We start from the raw sequence: 16434 nt of genomic DNA, 5'->3' as shown, positions 1-16434 counted from the left end.
TCAATGAACTCCCCGCCGAAACGGACGGCAAAGATAGTACAACATCTAGCTTCTAAACAAACTTTTTGGTAAAAAAATTACATTTTTTTTCTCCTAATCACCCAATCAATTCATTAGAGGGCAGTTACACTTTAACTTTATTTCAAATTGGCAGATTATCCATTGCAAACATCTTTATCAAACATGATTTTTATCATTTTTTAGAACATAAGTCCAATATACTTTTACAGCAGCTAAATACTATTTAGATATATATAATGTAGATATTCTCATTTGATAAAACAGTAAGCTTTGAAGTCAACACCCAAATTATTACCCTCTAAAAAATCTCGCTGGAGAAAAGTAGCTGTTTTTTTTATTGCAGTTATTGTTGGACTAGGTGCATTTATGGCGAAAGAATCGGAAGTAGTCTCTTATATGTCCGACAACCCACAGGCATGTGTCAATTGTCACGTGATGACTCCTGTATATAATAGTTGGATGCATAGCTCCCATAGACAATGGACTACATGTAATGATTGTCATGTGCCGCATAACAACACTCTCAATAAATATTACTTCAAAGCAAAAGATGGATTATTTCATGCTACAATTTTCACTTTACGAAAGGAGCCCGAAGTAATGTTTATGAGAGAAGCTTCAGAAGAAGTTGTTCAAGACAACTGTATTCGATGCCATATTCAAAATGTAACACAGACTAAATATGATGGCTATATAGAGGATCACCGAGAAAATAGAACCGAAAGAAAATGTTGGAGTTGTCATCAAGAAGTTCCTCATGGCTCTATTCATGGTATATCTACTGTTAAGAATAACATTGCTCCTATTCCTACCGATCAGGTCGATGTTGTAATTCCAACATGGTTACAAAATAAAATGAACAATAAATAAAATTTGTACTACCCTATTAACTCAATTTAAATGAAAAACAAAGTCTTATTCGTAGTAACAGCAATTGTCGTCTTTCTATTAGGCCTTTTAGCTTCCAGTATTATTAACCGTAAGAACGAATCTAAATACAAGTACCTTCCACAAGTAGAGATTAACGAAAACGAACCTAGAAATGAGGAGTGGGGAAAAAACTTCCCTAGAGAATACCAATCTTTCTTGCAAACTTCTGAAACCAATTTTGCCACCTATCAAGGAGGTTCTGTCATGAGAGACATGCTAGAAGAAGATCCTAACTTAGTAGTTCTATGGGCAGGATACGGTTTCTCCAAAGATTACAATCAAGGAAGAGGACATTATTATGCAATTGAAGATTTGCATAATAGCTTAAGAACCGGAGCTCCTAAAGGTGATGGTGATGGACCAATGCCTTCGACTTGTTGGACTTGTAAAAGTCCTGATGTTCCTAGATTAATGAATGAAAACGGAATCACTGAATTCTATCAGGGAAAATGGGCTGATAAAGGACCGGAAGTTGTGAATGCTATTGGATGTGCTGATTGTCATGATTCTAAGACCATGAAGCTAACTATTACACGACCTGCTCTTATAGAAGCTTTTGATGCTATGGGTAAAGACATCAATAAAGCAACTCATCAGGAAATGCGTTCTTTGGTTTGTGCTCAATGTCACGTTGAATACTATTTTAATAAGAAGATGCCCGGTAAAGAAGGAACTCCTTATTTAGTATTCCCTTGGAAAAACGGTATGAGTGTAGAGGCCATGGAAAAATACTACGATGAAATCGATTTTGCTGATTGGACTCATAAAATAAGTAAAGCTCCTATGTTGAAAGCCCAACACCCGGGATATGAAACTTATTTAACAGGGGTTCATGCAGACAGAGGTGTTTCTTGTGCAGATTGTCATATGCCTTATAAAAGTGAGGGTGGTCAAAAGTTCACAGATCACCATATACAATCTCCTTTAAATAATGTTGCCAATGCTTGTCAGGTTTGCCATAGAGAAGATGCTGATAAATTAAAGAACAACGTATTTGAGCGCCAGAAAAAGTCTACTGAAATTCGTTTGCAACTAGAGTCTCTATTAGTAAAAGGTCATGTAGAAGCAGGTAAAGCATGGGAATTAGGAGCTACCAAAGAACAAATGAAAGATATTTTAAAAGGTCTTCGTCATGCTCAATGGAGATGGGATTATGCAGCAGCAGCTCACGGAGCTTCTTTCCACTCTCCTGTAGAAACCGCTAGAGTATTGGGTACCGGATTGATCAAGATACAAGATACTCGATTGAAGCTTGCCAGATTGTTAGCCGAATTAGGCCATAACACTCCTGTTAAAATGCCGGACATTTCAACAAAAGAAAAAGCACAGAAATACATTGGCTTAAATGTTGAAAAAATGAAACACGACAAAAAGGAGTTTAAAAAGAACTTAGTTCCTAAATGGTTAGAAGAAGCTAAAAAAAGAGAAGCCGGATACAACTCTAAAAAAGCATCTGAATAAGTATTACTTCATCTATAAAAGTATCTTCTACAGGATTCTGTAGAAGGTACTTTCAATAAAACAGATTTCATTGAACTTGTTATACAAACTTTTTTCGTCCTCAAGACTTGCTCTTACCTTATTATTAGTATTTGCTGTTGCCATGGCTGCAGCGACTTTTGTTGAAAATGATTTTGGTACAGCTGCTGCTTGGATCTTAATATATGATTCCTGGTGGTTTGAATTGGTTATGCTTGGGCTAGCGTTAAGCTTTATTGCAAACATTTTCAAGTATCGATTATTGCAATCCAGAAAGTGGGCGATCCTATTATTCCATATTGCTTTTGTTGTTATTATTATAGGTGCCGGAATTACAAGATATAGTTCCTATTCCGGAATCATCAGAATTCGTGAAGGCGCTTCTTCAAACTTAATGATTACAGATAAAAACTACCTCCAAGTAGAAATTAACGATAAGGAGTCTAAAAAACACTTAGAAAAAGCTCTTAACTTCTCTACATTAAAGAATAATGATTTCACCATAAAAACAGATTTTAAAGGAACTCCTATTCATATTTCTTATCATCAATTTATCCCTGATGCTGTTCCTACAATCTTTCATGACTCTATTAATGGAGAGCCTATTTTAGAATTGGTCATCTCTCATGGAAGCGAAAAGCAGACTGTCTTTTTAAAGAAAGGGGAGATTGAATCTGTAGACAACCATCATCAGATCGAGTTTCAAACTCAAAACCCTTCACCAGAAAATGTCAGCATCATTGAAAAAGAAGGACAGTTATTTGTCAAAGCACCCAACAACCTAGATTACTTTATGATGTCTACTCAAGCTGCCGGAGTTTTTCAGAAAGACAGCTTACACCCATTCCATTTAAAAACCTTGTACAGAATGGGAGACTTGTCATTTGTTCCTAATAAGTATCACCCCAGCGGGAAGATCGATTTTATGAGCTCAGCAGAAAACAGTAAAGACAATGACAGAGTGAAAGATGATGTTTTATTAATTAATGTATCTGTACACAACAAACAACAACAAGTTCCAATCCTATATAGAGAAGGGTTCTTACCCTCAGTACATCCTTTAAGTTCGGAAAATCTTGATTTAACCTTTTCTTATGGTGCAAAACCTTTTCTTCTTCCTTTTTCTGTAAAACTGAACGATTTTCAATTAGAGCGCTACCCCGGTTCTAGCAGTCCTTCATCTTATGCTAGTGAGGTTACTGTAGAAGACAAGGACGAATCATTTGATTTTAGGATCTTTATGAATAATGTTTTGGATCATAAAGGGTATCGTTTTTTTCAGGCCAGTTATGATACAGATGAAAAAGGAACTGTTCTTTCCGTCAATTACGATCATTTAGGAACAAATATTACTTACCTAGGTTATTTCCTAATGACACTAGGTATGTTCTTTACATTCTTTAGCAAAGCTTCTCGATTTAAAATGCTAAGTAAAAAATTGAAAAAGCTCAAACAAAAACAGGCTTTACCCCTACTCTTACTCGCTCTATTCTCTGTTACAAATATTGAGGCACAACAAAATGCAAAACCATTTATAGAGCCTGTTAATGAATTGCATGCTGAGTATTTTGGAAGATTACTTGTACAAGATTTAGATGGAAGAATTAAACCCATTAATACTTTAGCTTCCGAGTTTTTACGAAAGTTATCTCGAAAAAATTATCTAATCATATCAGATAGTATTCAAGAGTATCGATTGACTCCTGATCAGGTGTTTTTAGGAATTCACATGTTACCTAATTACTGGCAAAATGTTCCTATTATTAAAATTGATAAAGAAAAAGGCGGTGAGATTTTCCAAGATGTTATTCCTAATCAAAATAGTTTAATATCATTTCAGCAGCTCCTCACTCCTTCCGGAGATTATTTACTTTCTAAAGCTGTGGAGGAAGTCAATCTTAAAAAGCCAGCTGAGAGAAATGAATCTGACAAAGAGATTTTAAAAGTAGATGAGCGTTTTAATATTTTCTATAATATCCTTATTGGGAATTATTTAAAGATCTTCCCTAAGAAAAACGATCCAAATAACACATGGTACAGCTACACACACCATTTCAATGACTTTACGGAAGAAGACAGAAGTTTTGCAAAATCTGTACTACCTGTATATTTCAAAGATATCGCTACAAAAAACTGGAAGTCTGCCAATGAAAAAGTTTCATACATAGAAACCTATCAAAAGGTATTAGCCAAAGATGTGATCCCTTCTAATAATCAAATTGAAGCAGAGATATGGTACAATAAGATCAATCTGAATTTTTGGTTGTTTCAAATTCTCTTTACAGCTGGTTTTATCTTGCTAATTATAGCTATTGCTAAGATTTTTACCAATTCCAAGTTACTAATGTTTTTGTGGAATTGCCTGGTTCTTATTTCACTAATTTCTTTTATTGTATTTACCGCTAACCTTATTTTACGCTGGTATGTTGCTGAGCACGCTCCTTGGAGTAATGGATATGAAATGTTGGTATTTGTTGCTTGGTGTTTACTGCTCAGTGGTATTCTTACATTTAGAAAATCAGATTTTACTCTTCCTTTAGCTACTTTATTTGCCGGAGCTCTTTTATTTGTAAGTTACTTAGATTGGCTTAATCCTGAGATTACCAATTTGATGCCTGTATTAAAATCATACTGGTTAAAAATACATGTTGCTACAATTGTAAGTAGCTACGCTCCTTTGGCGCTATCAGCCGTTTTAGGAATTATGTCGCTAATATTAATGCTCATCAAGAACTCTCGCAATCACATTGCTGTTGAGAGCAGAATTAAAGAGCTAACTTATATCAACGAAATGTCTATGACTATTGGCTTGTTTGTTTTAGCCGTAGGAACTTTTTTAGGTGGAGTTTGGGCCAATGAATCATGGGGTCGTTATTGGGCTTGGGACCCAAAAGAAACTTGGGCGTTGATAAGCATTATTATCTATGCTATTGTTTTGCATTTGCGATTTATTCCTAAGCTAAACAATCAATTTGTTTTAAACACAGCAAGCATCTTTGCTTTTTGGTCTATTATTATGACTTCTTTTGGTGTAAACTACTATTTAACCGGTTTACACAGTTATGCAACAGGAGACCCAATTCCAATTCCAAAATTCATTTATGTGCTACTGGGCATTCAACTTGCTATCACTCTTCTTTCGGGATTAAAGTTAACAATGAGAAAAGCTTAAGGATTCCTTAATTTTTTGTATTGTTTCTACGGGAGTTTTCTAATATCTTTGCCCCTTGATAAATTAATAATTAAATGATACAAATTACCTTACCAGACGGAAGCGTAAAAGAATTTGAAAGCGGCATCAATGCTATTGATGTAGCCAAAAGCATTAGTGAAGGTTTAGCCAGAAATGTGATTTCTGCAAGTTTTAATGATCAAACCATTGAAACCACCACGCCTTTAACCACCGATGGTTCGTTGATTTTGTATACGTTTAATAATAAGGAAGGAAAAAAAGCTTTTTGGCATTCTTCTGCACACGTATTGGCGCAAGCGATTTTGGATTTTTATCCGAATGCTAAGCTTACTATTGGTCCAGCGATTGAGAATGGTTTTTATTATGATGTTGATTTTGGAGATGACAGCATTTCTGAAAAAGATTTTGATAAGATCGAAAAGAAGTTTTTAGAACGCGCCAGAGAAAAAGCAGAGTTTACAATGCGTTCTGTATCCAAAGCTGATGCTTTGGCATATTATGCAGAAAGAGGCAATCAATATAAAGTAGAACTGATTGAAGGGCTTGAAGATGGAGATATCACTTTCTGTGACCACAGTAACTTTACCGATCTATGTCGTGGTGGACATATTCCTAATACAGGAATTATTAAAGCCATTAAGATCATGAATGTTGCAGGTGCTTACTGGAGAGGAGATGAAAAGAACAATCAGTTAACACGTGTGTATGGAATATCTTTCCCAAAGCAAAAAGATCTAAAAGAATACTTAGAGTTATTAGAGGAAGCTAAAAAGAGAGATCATAGAAAATTAGGAAAAGAGCTAGAGCTATTTACTTTTTCTCAAAAAGTAGGTCAAGGTTTACCTTTATGGTTACCTAAAGGAGCTGCGCTAAGAAGCAGATTAGAAGACTTTTTAAAAGACGCTCAAAAGAGAGCCGGCTATGAAATGGTAATGACTCCTCATATTGGTCAGAAAGAATTATATGTTACTTCCGGACATTATGCTAAATATGGAGAAGACAGTTTTCAACCTATACACACACCTAAAGATGATGAAGAGTTCTTGCTAAAGCCAATGAACTGCCCTCATCACTGTGAGGTTTATAATTTCAAACCTTATTCTTATAAAGATTTACCAAAGCGATTTGCTGAGTTTGGAACCGTATATAGATATGAACAAAGTGGTGAGTTACATGGATTAACTCGTGTTAGAGGGTTTACGCAAGATGATGCACATATCTTCTGTACACCTGAACAATTAGATCAAGAGTTTAAAAATGTAATCGACCTTGTATTATATGTATTTGGTTCTTTAGGTTTTGAAGATTTTACTGCTCAAGTGTCTATTAGAGATATGAGCAATCCTGATAAATATATAGGTGATCCTGAAACTTGGGATATTGCAGAAAAAGCAATTATCTCTGCTGCTACCGATAAAGGTTTGAATTATGTAATTGAAGAGGGTGAAGCTGCTTTTTATGGTCCTAAGTTAGATTTTATGGTAAAGGATGCCTTAGGAAGAAGCTGGCAGTTGGGAACTATTCAGGTTGACTACAACCTTCCTAAGCGTTTTGACCTTACTTATAAAGGTGCAGATAACCAGTTACACAGGCCTGTAATGATTCACAGAGCTCCATTCGGATCTATGGAAAGATTCATTGCTGTACTGTTGGAACACACCGGAGGAAATTTCCCGTTATGGTTAACTCCAGATCAAGTTATCATCCTGCCAATCAGTGAGAAATATCAAAAATATACCGAAAAAGTTTTACATTTGTTGGAAAATTCCGAAATTCGCGCCCTCGTTGACGATAGGAATGAAAAGACGGGTCGAAAGATTCGTGATGCCGAAGTAAACAAAATACCTTTTATGGTTATTGTTGGAGAAAAGGAAGAAAACGAAGGTACCGTTTCTGTTAGAAAACACGGAGAAGGAGATTTAGGAACCTTTACTATTGAAGAATTTGTATCTTTAATTAAGAATGAGGTAAACAAAACTATTGTAGAGTTTAATAATTAACAAGTAACAACCCCTGTAAAAACAGGATTTAAATTTATAAGTCATAGCAATTAGAAGAAAAAGGTCTAGAGGACCAGCAAGAATAATTAAGCAAGATCAGCACAGAATCAACGATAAGATCAAATATGTTGATGAAGTGAGATTGGTTGGAGATAATGTCAAAGTTGACATCTATCCTTTGTCTACTGCAAAAGAAATGGCAAGAGAGCAAGGATTGGATTTAGTTGAGATTTCTCCAAAAGCAGTTCCACCAGTTTGTAAAATTATCGATTACAAGAAATTCTTGTATGAACAAAAGAAAAGAGATAAAGCTCTAAAAGCAAAAGCAACGAAAGTTGTTGTTAAAGAGATTCGTTTCGGACCGCAAACTGATGAGCATGACTATGAGTTTAAAAAGAAACACGCGATTAAGTTCTTACAAGACGGAGCTAAGTTAAAAGCGTTTGTATTCTTTAAAGGAAGATCGATCATCTTTAAAGAGCAAGGTCAAATTCTTTTATTAAAGCTAGCTCAAGAGTTAGAAGAATATGGTAAAGTGGAGCAACTACCAAAATTAGAAGGTAAACGTATGATTATGTTTATCGCTCCTAAGAAAACGAAATAATGGTTTGATAGGTTTCAATTACCTATTGAATTGTATAAAATATAAGCGAGAAATAAAAACGAAGGAGAAATGCCTAAAATGAAAACAAAATCTAGTGCCAAGAAACGTTTTAAGTTGACAGGTTCTGGAAAGATTAAAAGAAAGCATGCGTTTAAAAGTCACATCTTAACAAAGAAGTCTAAAAAACGTAAGCTTAAGTTGACTCATGATACTTTAGTACATAAGTCTGACGAAGCGAATATTAAGCAACAATTAGCTTTAAAATAATTGTTGTAAGGGAATTTAATTATTAACCATGGAGTTGGGCTCATAAAGTTCTTTTTAATAAGGCGCCTACTACAAAAACAATTTGAATTATGCCAAGATCAGTAAATTCAGTAGCTTCAAGAAATAGAAGAAAGAAAATCTTGAAGCAAGCAAAAGGTTACTTCGGACGTAGAAAAAACGTTTATACAGTAGCAAAAAACGCGGTTGAAAAAGCGATGCTTTATGCATACAGAGACCGTAAAAACAATAAGAGAAACTTCCGTTCATTATGGATCCAACGTATCAACGCTGGAGCTCGTTTACACGGAATGTCTTACTCTCAGTTTATGGGGAAAGTAAAAGCTAACAATATCGAATTAAACCGTAAGGTTTTAGCTGATTTAGCTATGAACAACCCAGAAGCTTTTAAGGCAATCGTAGAGAAAGTTAAATAAATTAATAATTCTTGCTTATAATAAAAAACCCAAACCTAGCGTTTGGGTTTTTTTATTAAATTTCGGAACTATAAGCGTAAACAATCATGAGAAAATTCATTCCCCTTTTATTTGTCTTTTTATTGTCTTCGTCTGTTTTTTCACAGCAGACCAAAGATACTTTGACATTACCTGAAAAATTTGACAAGATTTACAGAACCTCCAGTTCGTATCAAGAATATAAAGTCGTTAGAAAAACACGTTTTCAGGATCTCAAAAAGCAGGTCTTAGATTCATTGAACTCTTTAAAAAGTGAATTAAAGAGTAAAGAACAGCGAATTACTATTCAAAAAGACAGCATTGCTGAAACCAAAAAAGTATTAGAAATATTAGATGGAGAGCTTAAACAAACCATTGCGCAAAAGAATGGCATCAAGATTTTTGGTATCGAGATTTTAAAGTCTACTTACAATATGATCGTTTGGGGGTTGATCATTCTTCTTTTGGCTTTACTGCTTTATTTTGTTTACCGATTTAAAAACAGCAACATTGTAACTACAGAAGCCAAGGCTGAACTTTCTAATTTGGAAGAAGAGTTTGCGTTGCACAAAAAGAAATCTCTGGAACGAGAACAAAAACTAAGAAGACAACTCCAAGATGAGATCAACAAACAAAGAGGAGTTTAACAACATAAAAAAAACCGAGCAATTGCTCGGTTTTTGTTTTATATCGTTTCTCCTAATTCTTTTAGCTTACTCATGTTCTCTGCCAACATCAGCTCGTCTATGATCTTCTGAATGTCTCCATTTACAATATTAGAAAGATCATACAATGTTAGTCCAATTCTATGATCTGTAACACGTCCTTGCGGATAGTTATAGGTACGAATCTTAGCAGATCTATCTCCCGAAGTTACCATAGAACCTCTCTTTGCTGCATCTTCAGCTTGCTTCTTAGCCAATTCTAGATCGTACAAACGAGAACGTAATACTTTGAATGCTTTCTCTTTATTCTTATGCTGAGATTTCTGATCCTGACATTGCGCTACCAATCCAGTTGGAATGTGCGTTAAACGAACTGCAGAATAGGTAGTATTTACAGATTGTCCTCCCGGTCCTGAAGAACAGAAATAATCAATTCTTACATCTTTCGGATTGATCTCTACATCAAACTCTTCTGCTTCCGGAAATACCATACAAGTAGCTGCAGATGTATGAACCCTTCCTTGTGTTTCTGTTTGTGGCACTCTTTGTACACGGTGTACTCCGGCTTCAAACTTCAATGTTCCGTAAACATCTTCTCCTGAAACTTCAAACTGAATCTCTTTGAAACCTCCACTTGTTCCTTCACTATAATCTACAGTAGATACTTTCCATCCTTTGCTCTCACAATATTTGGTATACATACGATACAGGTCTCCGGCAAAAATACTTGCCTCATCACCTCCTGTACCGGCTCTAAGTTCGACTACTGCATTTTTAGAATCTTCTGGGTCTTTAGGAATTAGCAAAAACTTAATTTCTTCTTCCAATGCCGGAATACGATTATTAGCTTCGTCTAATTCCATTTTCGCCATTTCCACCATTTCCGCATCAGAACCATCAGAAATAATCTCTTTTGCTTCTTCAATGTTTCCTAACAAACCTTCGTACTCTTTGGCTTTCTTAACTACCTCTCCAAGATCCTTATATTCTTTGTTCAACTGCACATAACGTTTTTGATCTGAAATGATATCCGGTTGGATGATCAAGTCAGAAACTTCGTCATATCGTTGTTTTACAATCTGTAATTTATCTAACATCGTCCGTCTTTAATTGGTCAGCGAATTTACAATTTTCTTATGATTTATATAGACCTCCTTTTATGTATATTTGAAATCTTCTGTATGTTGTTATGAAAAAACTTCGACTATACCTCATTTTTTATAAAAGTACATTTCTTTTTCCATTAATAGTTTCGGTCTTAGCTTTTGCCAAAGAAAAACATATTGGAACAGCAATTTTTGCACTGTTTTTTGCAACTTTAGGCATCTTTTTTTATAATCATTTTATTGATGATCCTAAGAAACAACGTTTGTATTTTTTCTTTAATCACGGAATTTCCGAGACCAAACTCTACGGATTCATCTTTGTTTTGAATGCTTTATTCCTAACTGCTTTAAACTTACTATGGAAATGAAAAAGTTGGAAATTGACAATATAGAGTTGAACTTCGGAACAAAGAATGTTCTGCAAGGAATTTATTTCAAAGCGGAAGTCGGAAAAATAACCGGTATCTTAGGAAGTAATGGCTGCGGAAAAACCAGTTTACTCAGAATTTTATTTGGTGAGCTAAAGCCTAAAAGCAAACTCATACGTATTGATAGCAAACCTATTTTACAACCTATGTATTCTAAAGGGATCGTGAAGTACTTACCTCAATTTCATTACATCCCTAAATCATTAACTCTAAAGAATATCTTTCATTTTAATGATGTAGATTACGCCGCCTTTGCTGATCTTTTTCCCGACTTTAAAGACAAGCGACATTTTAAGTTCAAGCAACTTTCCGGAGGAGAAAAAAGACTCATTGAAGTATACACAACTATAAAATCGCCTAGTAAGATCTTATTATTAGACGAGCCTTTCTCTTACCTTGCCCCTATCTATTCTGAAGCTCTCAAAGAAGAGATTGCTAGATCAAAAGAAGATAAGTTTATAATCATCACAGATCATCATTATAAAAAGATTTTAGATGTTTCTGATCAACTCTACCTTATTAAGGACGGCTGGAGTAAATTGATTACTTCTAATGAGCAGCTTGTTCAGTACAATTATCTGTATTCTCTTTGATTCTAGAAAGAGAAATCTGATTAGTACTCGAAAGTACCGTATTCACTTTTAATTGTTAGCTTCTTAGTATCTGAAGCTTCTACTTTACCAACAATCTGAGCATTTACATTGAATGACTTTGAAATAGTAATCAAATCTTCTGCAATTTCCGGAGAAACATACAACTCCATTCTATGACCGCAGTTAAACACTTGATACATTTCTTTCCAATCTGTTTTTGATTGCTCCTGAATCAATTTAAATAAAGGCGGAATTTCAAACATATTGTCTTTAATAATATGAAGACTATCTACAAAATGTAAGATTTTGGTTTGCGCTCCTCCAGAGCAGTGCACCATTCCGTGAACTGTATCTGAATTGTATTTAGATAAGATCTCTTTGATGATAGGAGCATAGGTTCTTGTTGGAGACAAGACTAATTTCCCTGCATCAATCGGAGAATTCTCTACTTCGTCGGTTAGTTTTACGTTTCCAGAGTAAACTAATTCTTCAGGAACAGAAGCATCGAAACTTTCCGGAAATTTCTCTGCTAGGTATTTATGAAAAACATCGTGCCTTGCTGATGTTAATCCATTACTTCCCATTCCACCATTGTACTCTTTTTCATAAGATGCCTGTCCAAATGATTCCAATCCAACGATCACATCACCTGCTTGAATATTTGCATTGTCTATAACATCAGATCGCTTCATTCTGGCAGTTACTGTAGAGTCTACAATAATTGTTCGTACCAAATCTCCAACATCTGCTGTTTCTCCTCCTGTAGAATGAATTGTTACTCCGAAGTTCTTTAACTCAGTAATCAATTCTTCTGTACCATTGATAATAGCTGAGATCACTTCACCGGGAATCAAGTTCTTGTTTCTCCCTATTGTTGAAGACAACATAATATTATCGGTAGCTCCTACACACAACAAATCATCAATATTCATGATCAATGCGTCCTGAGCAATTCCTTTCCACACAGAAACATCTCCTGTTTCTTTCCAATACATATATGCCAGAGAAGATTTTGTTCCTGCTCCATCTGCATGCATGATCAAACAGTAGTCTTCATCATTGGTTAAGTAATCCGGAACTATTTTACAGAATGCTTTTGGAAATAATCCTTTATCAATATTCTTGATGGCATTGTGTACATCTTCTTTAGATGCCGACACTCCTCTTTGGGCGTATCTTTTAGAAACTTCTTGACTCATTTTGTTGTGTTGTTGGCTGCAAATTTACTTTTTTGAAATGAAAAAGACGCTACTTTAACGCCATAGATTTTATCTTGTAAACAGTAACTCTCTATATTTTGTTAGAGGCCACAGATTGTCATCTACAAGAAGCTCTAATTTGTCTGCGTGGTATCGTATCTCTTCAAAGAAAGGCATTACTTTATTGCAATAAGCATCTGCATTCTTTTGTCCTTTTAACTTATTGGCTTTTTTACGCTCTTCTGTCATTTCTTCAATCTTGGAGTTGATCTCTGCTATGTGCTGAGAGATTCTTTGAATTAGATCTACTTGTTCTTTGGCGTACTTTTCAAAATCTGTCCCAAAAATCTCTTTCAACCCTCGTACATTTTCTATCAATGTATTTTGATATTGTATCGCCGTAGGAATTACATGATTTCTAGCCACATCTCCTAACACTCTACTTTCTATCTGAATACGTTTGGAATATTCTTCTAATTCAATTTCATGACGCGCCTCTACCTCTATCTTATTCATTACGCTCATTTCTTCAAAAAGAGAAATTGCCTTGTTTGAAATCTTTGCCTTTAGCGCTTCAGGAGTCTTCTTGTTATTACTTAAGCCTCTTTTCTTAGCTTCTTTTTCCCATGAAGCCCCGTATCCATCTCCTTCGAAACGAATTTTCTTGGAAGCCTTTATGTACTCTCTTAGAATATTAAAGATGGCTTCATCTTTTTTAAGGCTCTTTGTTTCAATCAACGCATCTACTTCATTTTTAAAATCCGCCAATTGTTTTGCAATGATTGTATTCAATATAGTCATGGGCCCGGCACAGTTTGCTGATGAACCTACCGCACGTAATTCAAACTTGTTTCCTGTAAATGCAAATGGCGATGTCCTGTTCCTATCTGTATTATCTAGTAATATCTCCGGAATTTTTCCAATGATATTTAATTTCAGGTCTGTTTTTTCTTGAGGTGATAATTTCCCTTTTGTTACATTCTCTAACTCGTCTAAAACTTGCGACAACTGAGAGCCTATAAATACCGAAATAATAGCAGGCGGTGCTTCGTTAGCTCCTAATCTATGGTCATTGCTAGCACTTGCTATGGAAGCTCTAATCAGTTCCTCATAATCATGAACTGCTTTGATCGTATTCACAAAGAAGGTCAAAAACTGTAGATTCTTCATCGGGGTTTTCCCTGGGCTTAACAAGTTCACTCCTGTGTTGGTAGACAAGCTCCAATTGTTGTGTTTCCCCGATCCATTGATTCCTTCAAAAGGTTTTTCATGAAATAAGACCTTAAATTGATGACGCTGTGATACTTTCTCCATCACATCCATCAATAAAGAATTATGGTCTACGGCAAGGTTGGCTTCTTCAAAAATAGGCGCTAATTCAAATTGATTCGGAGCTACCTCGTTGTGCCTGGTTTTTACAGGAATTCCCAAAAGCATACACTCCTTTTCCAAGTCACGCATAAAGCTCATTACTCTTGTTGGAATTGAACCAAAGTAGTGATCATCTAACTGCTGTCCTTTTGCCGGAGAGTGCCCCAACATGGTTCTCCCTGTCATCATAAGATCCGGTCTAGCTGCCGCCAAAGCTGTATCTATTAAAAAGTATTCTTGCTCCCAGCCTAGGGTAGCATTCACCTTTGCTACATTCTTATCAAAGAATTTACATACTGCTGTGGCTGCATGATCTACTGCCTGGAGCGCTCTTAACAAAGGTGTTTTATTATCTAAGGCTTCTCCTGTATAGGCTACAAAAACAGTTGGGATACACAAGGTTGTTCCGTATAAAAATGCCGGCGAAGTAGGATCCCAAGCGGTATATCCTCTAGCTTCAAATGTATTTCTTAGTCCACCATTAGGAAAACTGGATGCGTCTGGCTCTTGCTGTGCTAATTGACCCCCATCAAAATGTTCTATTGCTCCTACATCTTCATTTGTTTCAAAAAAGGCATCGTGTTTTTCTGCTGTAGCTCCGGTCAAAGGTTGAAACCAATGCGTGTAGTGAGTTGCTCCTCTAGACAGTGCCCACTCTTTCATACTAACTGCAATTTGATCTGCAATCTTCCTATCGATCTTTGTCCCAAATTCTATAGCGTTCATAACGCTTCTATAGGCTTCTTTTGTCATATGCTGACGCATCGCTACTTCATTAAAAACATTTTTCCCGAACAATTCTGAGCGACGATTCTTTTCTTCAATGACTACAGGTTTTCTGTTTAAAACCTCTTGCAAAGCGTTAAATCTTAATACTGACATATTTACACAGGTGTTATTTCGTCAAAAATACTAAAAAACAATGAATTATTATTTATACCCCCTAATTTTTAGGGGTCAATTAAATTATTAACACACATTTAATAACTTTACCCCTATATTTTTTGGAGGTTACATAAAAATGATTCATTTTTGCACAGTAAATAGCTCAAAAACAATATCAAACAATAAAACATGGCTAAATCTAAATTAGAGTACATATGGTTAGACGGTTACTATCCAACTCAAAACATGCGAAGCAAAACTAAAGTTGTAGAAGACTTTAGTGGAAAAGTAGAAGATTGTCCTATCTGGTCTTTCGATGGTTCTTCAACAAAGCAAGCTGAAGGAGGTTCTTCAGATTGTCTTTTAAAACCTGTAGCAATTTATCCGGATCCTGCTAGAGAAAATGGATTCTTGGTTATGACAGAGGTTTTAAATGCAGACGGAACACCTCACCCAACAAATGCAAGAGCAGGTATCGATGATGATGACAATGATTTTTGGTTTGGTTTTGAACAAGAGTACTTTATTATGGATACTCATACTCAATTGCCTTTAGGGTTCCCAATTGGAGGATATCCTGGACCACAAGGATTGTATTACTGTTCTGTTGGTGGTAGAAACACACACGGAAGAGATTTCGTAGAAGAGCATGCTGATCTATGTATTGCTGCCGGATTAAATTTTGAAGGAATCAACCAAGAGGTTGCTTCCGGACAATGGGAATTCCAATTATTTGCAAAAGGGGCTAAAAAAGCCGGAGATGAAATTTGGGTAGCTAGATATTTACTAGATCGTTTAACTGAAAAGTATGGTTACTATATTGAGTACCACCCAAAACCAGTAAAAGGAGATTGGAATGGATCTGGAATGCACGCTAACTTCTCTAATACTTTATTAAGAACTTGCGGAAGCAAAGAGACTTATGAAAAAGTATGTGAAGCGTTTAGACCTGTTGCCAAAGAACATATTGCTGTTTACGGAGAATTTAACGACCAACGTTTAACCGGATTACACGAAACAGCTTCTATTAACGATTTTAGCTATGGTGTATCTGATAGAGGAGCTTCCATCAGAATTCCAATCATTACCGTAGAGAAAGGTTGGAAAGGATGGTTAGAAGACAGAAGACCTGCTTCTAATGCTGACCCATATAAAGTAGCAGGTAGAATTATTGAAACTGTAAAGTCTGCTGATGTTTAATATTAGCAAATAGATAAAGAAAAAAGCAGCCTTTGGGCTGC

Annotated in this window: 14 protein-coding genes; 11 read left to right on the top strand and 3 right to left on the bottom strand. The window is 35.6% G+C overall.

Translation table 11 applies throughout. The features are described from left to right. Positions 1–291 precede the first annotated feature (291 nt). From nrfH to ACFSRZ_RS16540, 8 genes are all read left to right on the top strand, one after another. Complete coding sequence (nrfH, locus tag ACFSRZ_RS16575) at positions 292–891, top strand: cytochrome c nitrite reductase small subunit (protein WP_379667693.1); 600 nt, start codon at positions 292–294, stop codon at positions 889–891. Positions 892–921: 30 nt separating this feature from the next. After that, entirely contained in the window at positions 922–2412 is a 1491-nt protein-coding gene (gene nrfA, locus ACFSRZ_RS16570; RefSeq protein ID WP_379667692.1) for an ammonia-forming cytochrome c nitrite reductase, read from the top strand. Between the two features lie 70 nt (positions 2413–2482). Further along, positions 2483–5602, top strand: coding sequence for a cytochrome c biogenesis protein CcsA (gene ccsA, locus ACFSRZ_RS16565; protein WP_379667691.1), 3120 nt, complete (start codon positions 2483–2485; stop codon positions 5600–5602). Positions 5603–5676: 74 nt separating this feature from the next. Beyond that, positions 5677–7623, top strand: coding sequence for a threonine--tRNA ligase (thrS, locus tag ACFSRZ_RS16560; protein ID WP_379667690.1), 1947 nt, complete (start codon positions 5677–5679; stop codon positions 7621–7623). 85 nt (positions 7624–7708) lie between these two features. Beyond that, the gene (infC, locus tag ACFSRZ_RS16555) at positions 7709–8227 is read left to right on the top strand and encodes a translation initiation factor IF-3 (RefSeq protein WP_379667698.1); all 519 of its coding nucleotides are present in this window, start codon (positions 7709–7711) and stop codon (positions 8225–8227) included. Positions 8228–8296: 69 nt separating this feature from the next. Next, entirely contained in the window at positions 8297–8494 is a 198-nt protein-coding gene (rpmI, locus tag ACFSRZ_RS16550; RefSeq protein WP_349241466.1) for a 50S ribosomal protein L35, read from the top strand. 89 nt (positions 8495–8583) lie between these two features. Next, positions 8584–8928 carry a 50S ribosomal protein L20 gene (rplT, locus tag ACFSRZ_RS16545; RefSeq protein ID WP_379667689.1) on the top strand — a complete coding sequence of 115 codons (345 nt, stop codon included), beginning with the start codon at positions 8584–8586 and terminating at the stop codon, positions 8926–8928. A gap of 86 nt (positions 8929–9014) precedes the next feature. Next, positions 9015–9593, top strand: a complete 579-nt coding sequence (locus ACFSRZ_RS16540) for a hypothetical protein (protein ID WP_379667688.1) — start codon at positions 9015–9017, stop codon at positions 9591–9593. A 38-nt stretch (positions 9594–9631) separates the two neighbouring features. On the opposite strand, the gene prfA is transcribed toward ACFSRZ_RS16540, so the two are convergent. Continuing rightward, positions 9632–10708: a peptide chain release factor 1 gene (gene prfA / locus ACFSRZ_RS16535; protein ID WP_379667687.1), complete on the bottom strand. Its 1077-nt coding sequence runs from the start codon at positions 10706–10708 to the stop codon at positions 9632–9634. Between the two features lie 92 nt (positions 10709–10800). On the opposite strand from prfA, the gene ACFSRZ_RS16530 reads away from it, so the two are divergent. Both ACFSRZ_RS16530 and ACFSRZ_RS16525 read left to right on the top strand, forming a co-directional pair. Further along, positions 10801–11085: a hypothetical protein gene (locus tag ACFSRZ_RS16530; RefSeq protein WP_379667686.1), complete on the top strand. Its 285-nt coding sequence runs from the start codon at positions 10801–10803 to the stop codon at positions 11083–11085. Further along, on the top strand, positions 11082–11738 hold the full coding sequence (locus tag ACFSRZ_RS16525; RefSeq protein WP_379667685.1) for an ATP-binding cassette domain-containing protein: 657 nt from the start codon (positions 11082–11084) through the stop codon (positions 11736–11738). Before ACFSRZ_RS16530 ends, ACFSRZ_RS16525 begins: the two co-directional genes overlap by 4 nt. A gap of 20 nt (positions 11739–11758) precedes the next feature. Here ACFSRZ_RS16525 and ACFSRZ_RS16520 read toward each other — a convergent pair whose 3' ends face one another. After that, the gene (locus ACFSRZ_RS16520; RefSeq protein ID WP_379667684.1) at positions 11759–12937 is read right to left on the bottom strand and encodes an AIR synthase related protein; all 1179 of its coding nucleotides are present in this window, start codon (positions 12935–12937) and stop codon (positions 11759–11761) included. A gap of 69 nt (positions 12938–13006) precedes the next feature. Further along, on the bottom strand, positions 13007–15190 hold the full coding sequence (locus ACFSRZ_RS16515; protein ID WP_379667683.1) for a glutamine synthetase III family protein: 2184 nt from the start codon (positions 15188–15190) through the stop codon (positions 13007–13009). A gap of 192 nt (positions 15191–15382) precedes the next feature. Between ACFSRZ_RS16515 and ACFSRZ_RS16510 the strand changes: the two genes are divergently transcribed. Beyond that, on the top strand, positions 15383–16393 hold the full coding sequence (locus ACFSRZ_RS16510; protein ID WP_379667682.1) for a glutamine synthetase beta-grasp domain-containing protein: 1011 nt from the start codon (positions 15383–15385) through the stop codon (positions 16391–16393). Positions 16394–16434 lie beyond the last annotated feature (41 nt).

Origin of the sequence: Pseudotenacibaculum haliotis, from assembly GCF_042684245.1 — a bacterium.
Classification (GTDB): domain Bacteria; phylum Bacteroidota; class Bacteroidia; order Flavobacteriales; family Flavobacteriaceae; genus Polaribacter; species Polaribacter haliotis_A.
This window is presented reverse-complemented; position numbering and strand designations above follow the sequence as displayed.

Bases quoted from the DNA above. Each gene is read 5' to 3' on its own strand.
- nrfA (WP_379667692.1), top strand. From the start codon at position 922: ATGAAAAACAAAGTCTTATTCGTAGTAACAGCAATTGTCGTCTTTCTA.
- thrS (WP_379667690.1), top strand. From the start codon at position 5,677: ATGATACAAATTACCTTACCAGACGGAAGCGTAAAAGAATTTGAAAGC.
- rpmI (WP_349241466.1), top strand. From the start codon at position 8,297: ATGCCTAAAATGAAAACAAAATCTAGTGCCAAGAAACGTTTTAAGTTG.
- rplT (WP_379667689.1), top strand. From the start codon at position 8,584: ATGCCAAGATCAGTAAATTCAGTAGCTTCAAGAAATAGAAGAAAGAAA.
- ACFSRZ_RS16540 (WP_379667688.1), top strand. From the start codon at position 9,015: ATGAGAAAATTCATTCCCCTTTTATTTGTCTTTTTATTGTCTTCGTCT.
- prfA (WP_379667687.1), bottom strand. From the start codon at position 10,708: ATGTTAGATAAATTACAGATTGTAAAACAACGATATGACGAAGTTTCT.
- ACFSRZ_RS16530 (WP_379667686.1), top strand. From the start codon at position 10,801: ATGAAAAAACTTCGACTATACCTCATTTTTTATAAAAGTACATTTCTT.
- ACFSRZ_RS16525 (WP_379667685.1), top strand. From the start codon at position 11,082: ATGAAAAAGTTGGAAATTGACAATATAGAGTTGAACTTCGGAACAAAG.
- ACFSRZ_RS16520 (WP_379667684.1), bottom strand. From the start codon at position 12,937: ATGAGTCAAGAAGTTTCTAAAAGATACGCCCAAAGAGGAGTGTCGGCA.
- ACFSRZ_RS16515 (WP_379667683.1), bottom strand. From the start codon at position 15,190: ATGTCAGTATTAAGATTTAACGCTTTGCAAGAGGTTTTAAACAGAAAA.
- ACFSRZ_RS16510 (WP_379667682.1), top strand. From the start codon at position 15,383: ATGGCTAAATCTAAATTAGAGTACATATGGTTAGACGGTTACTATCCA.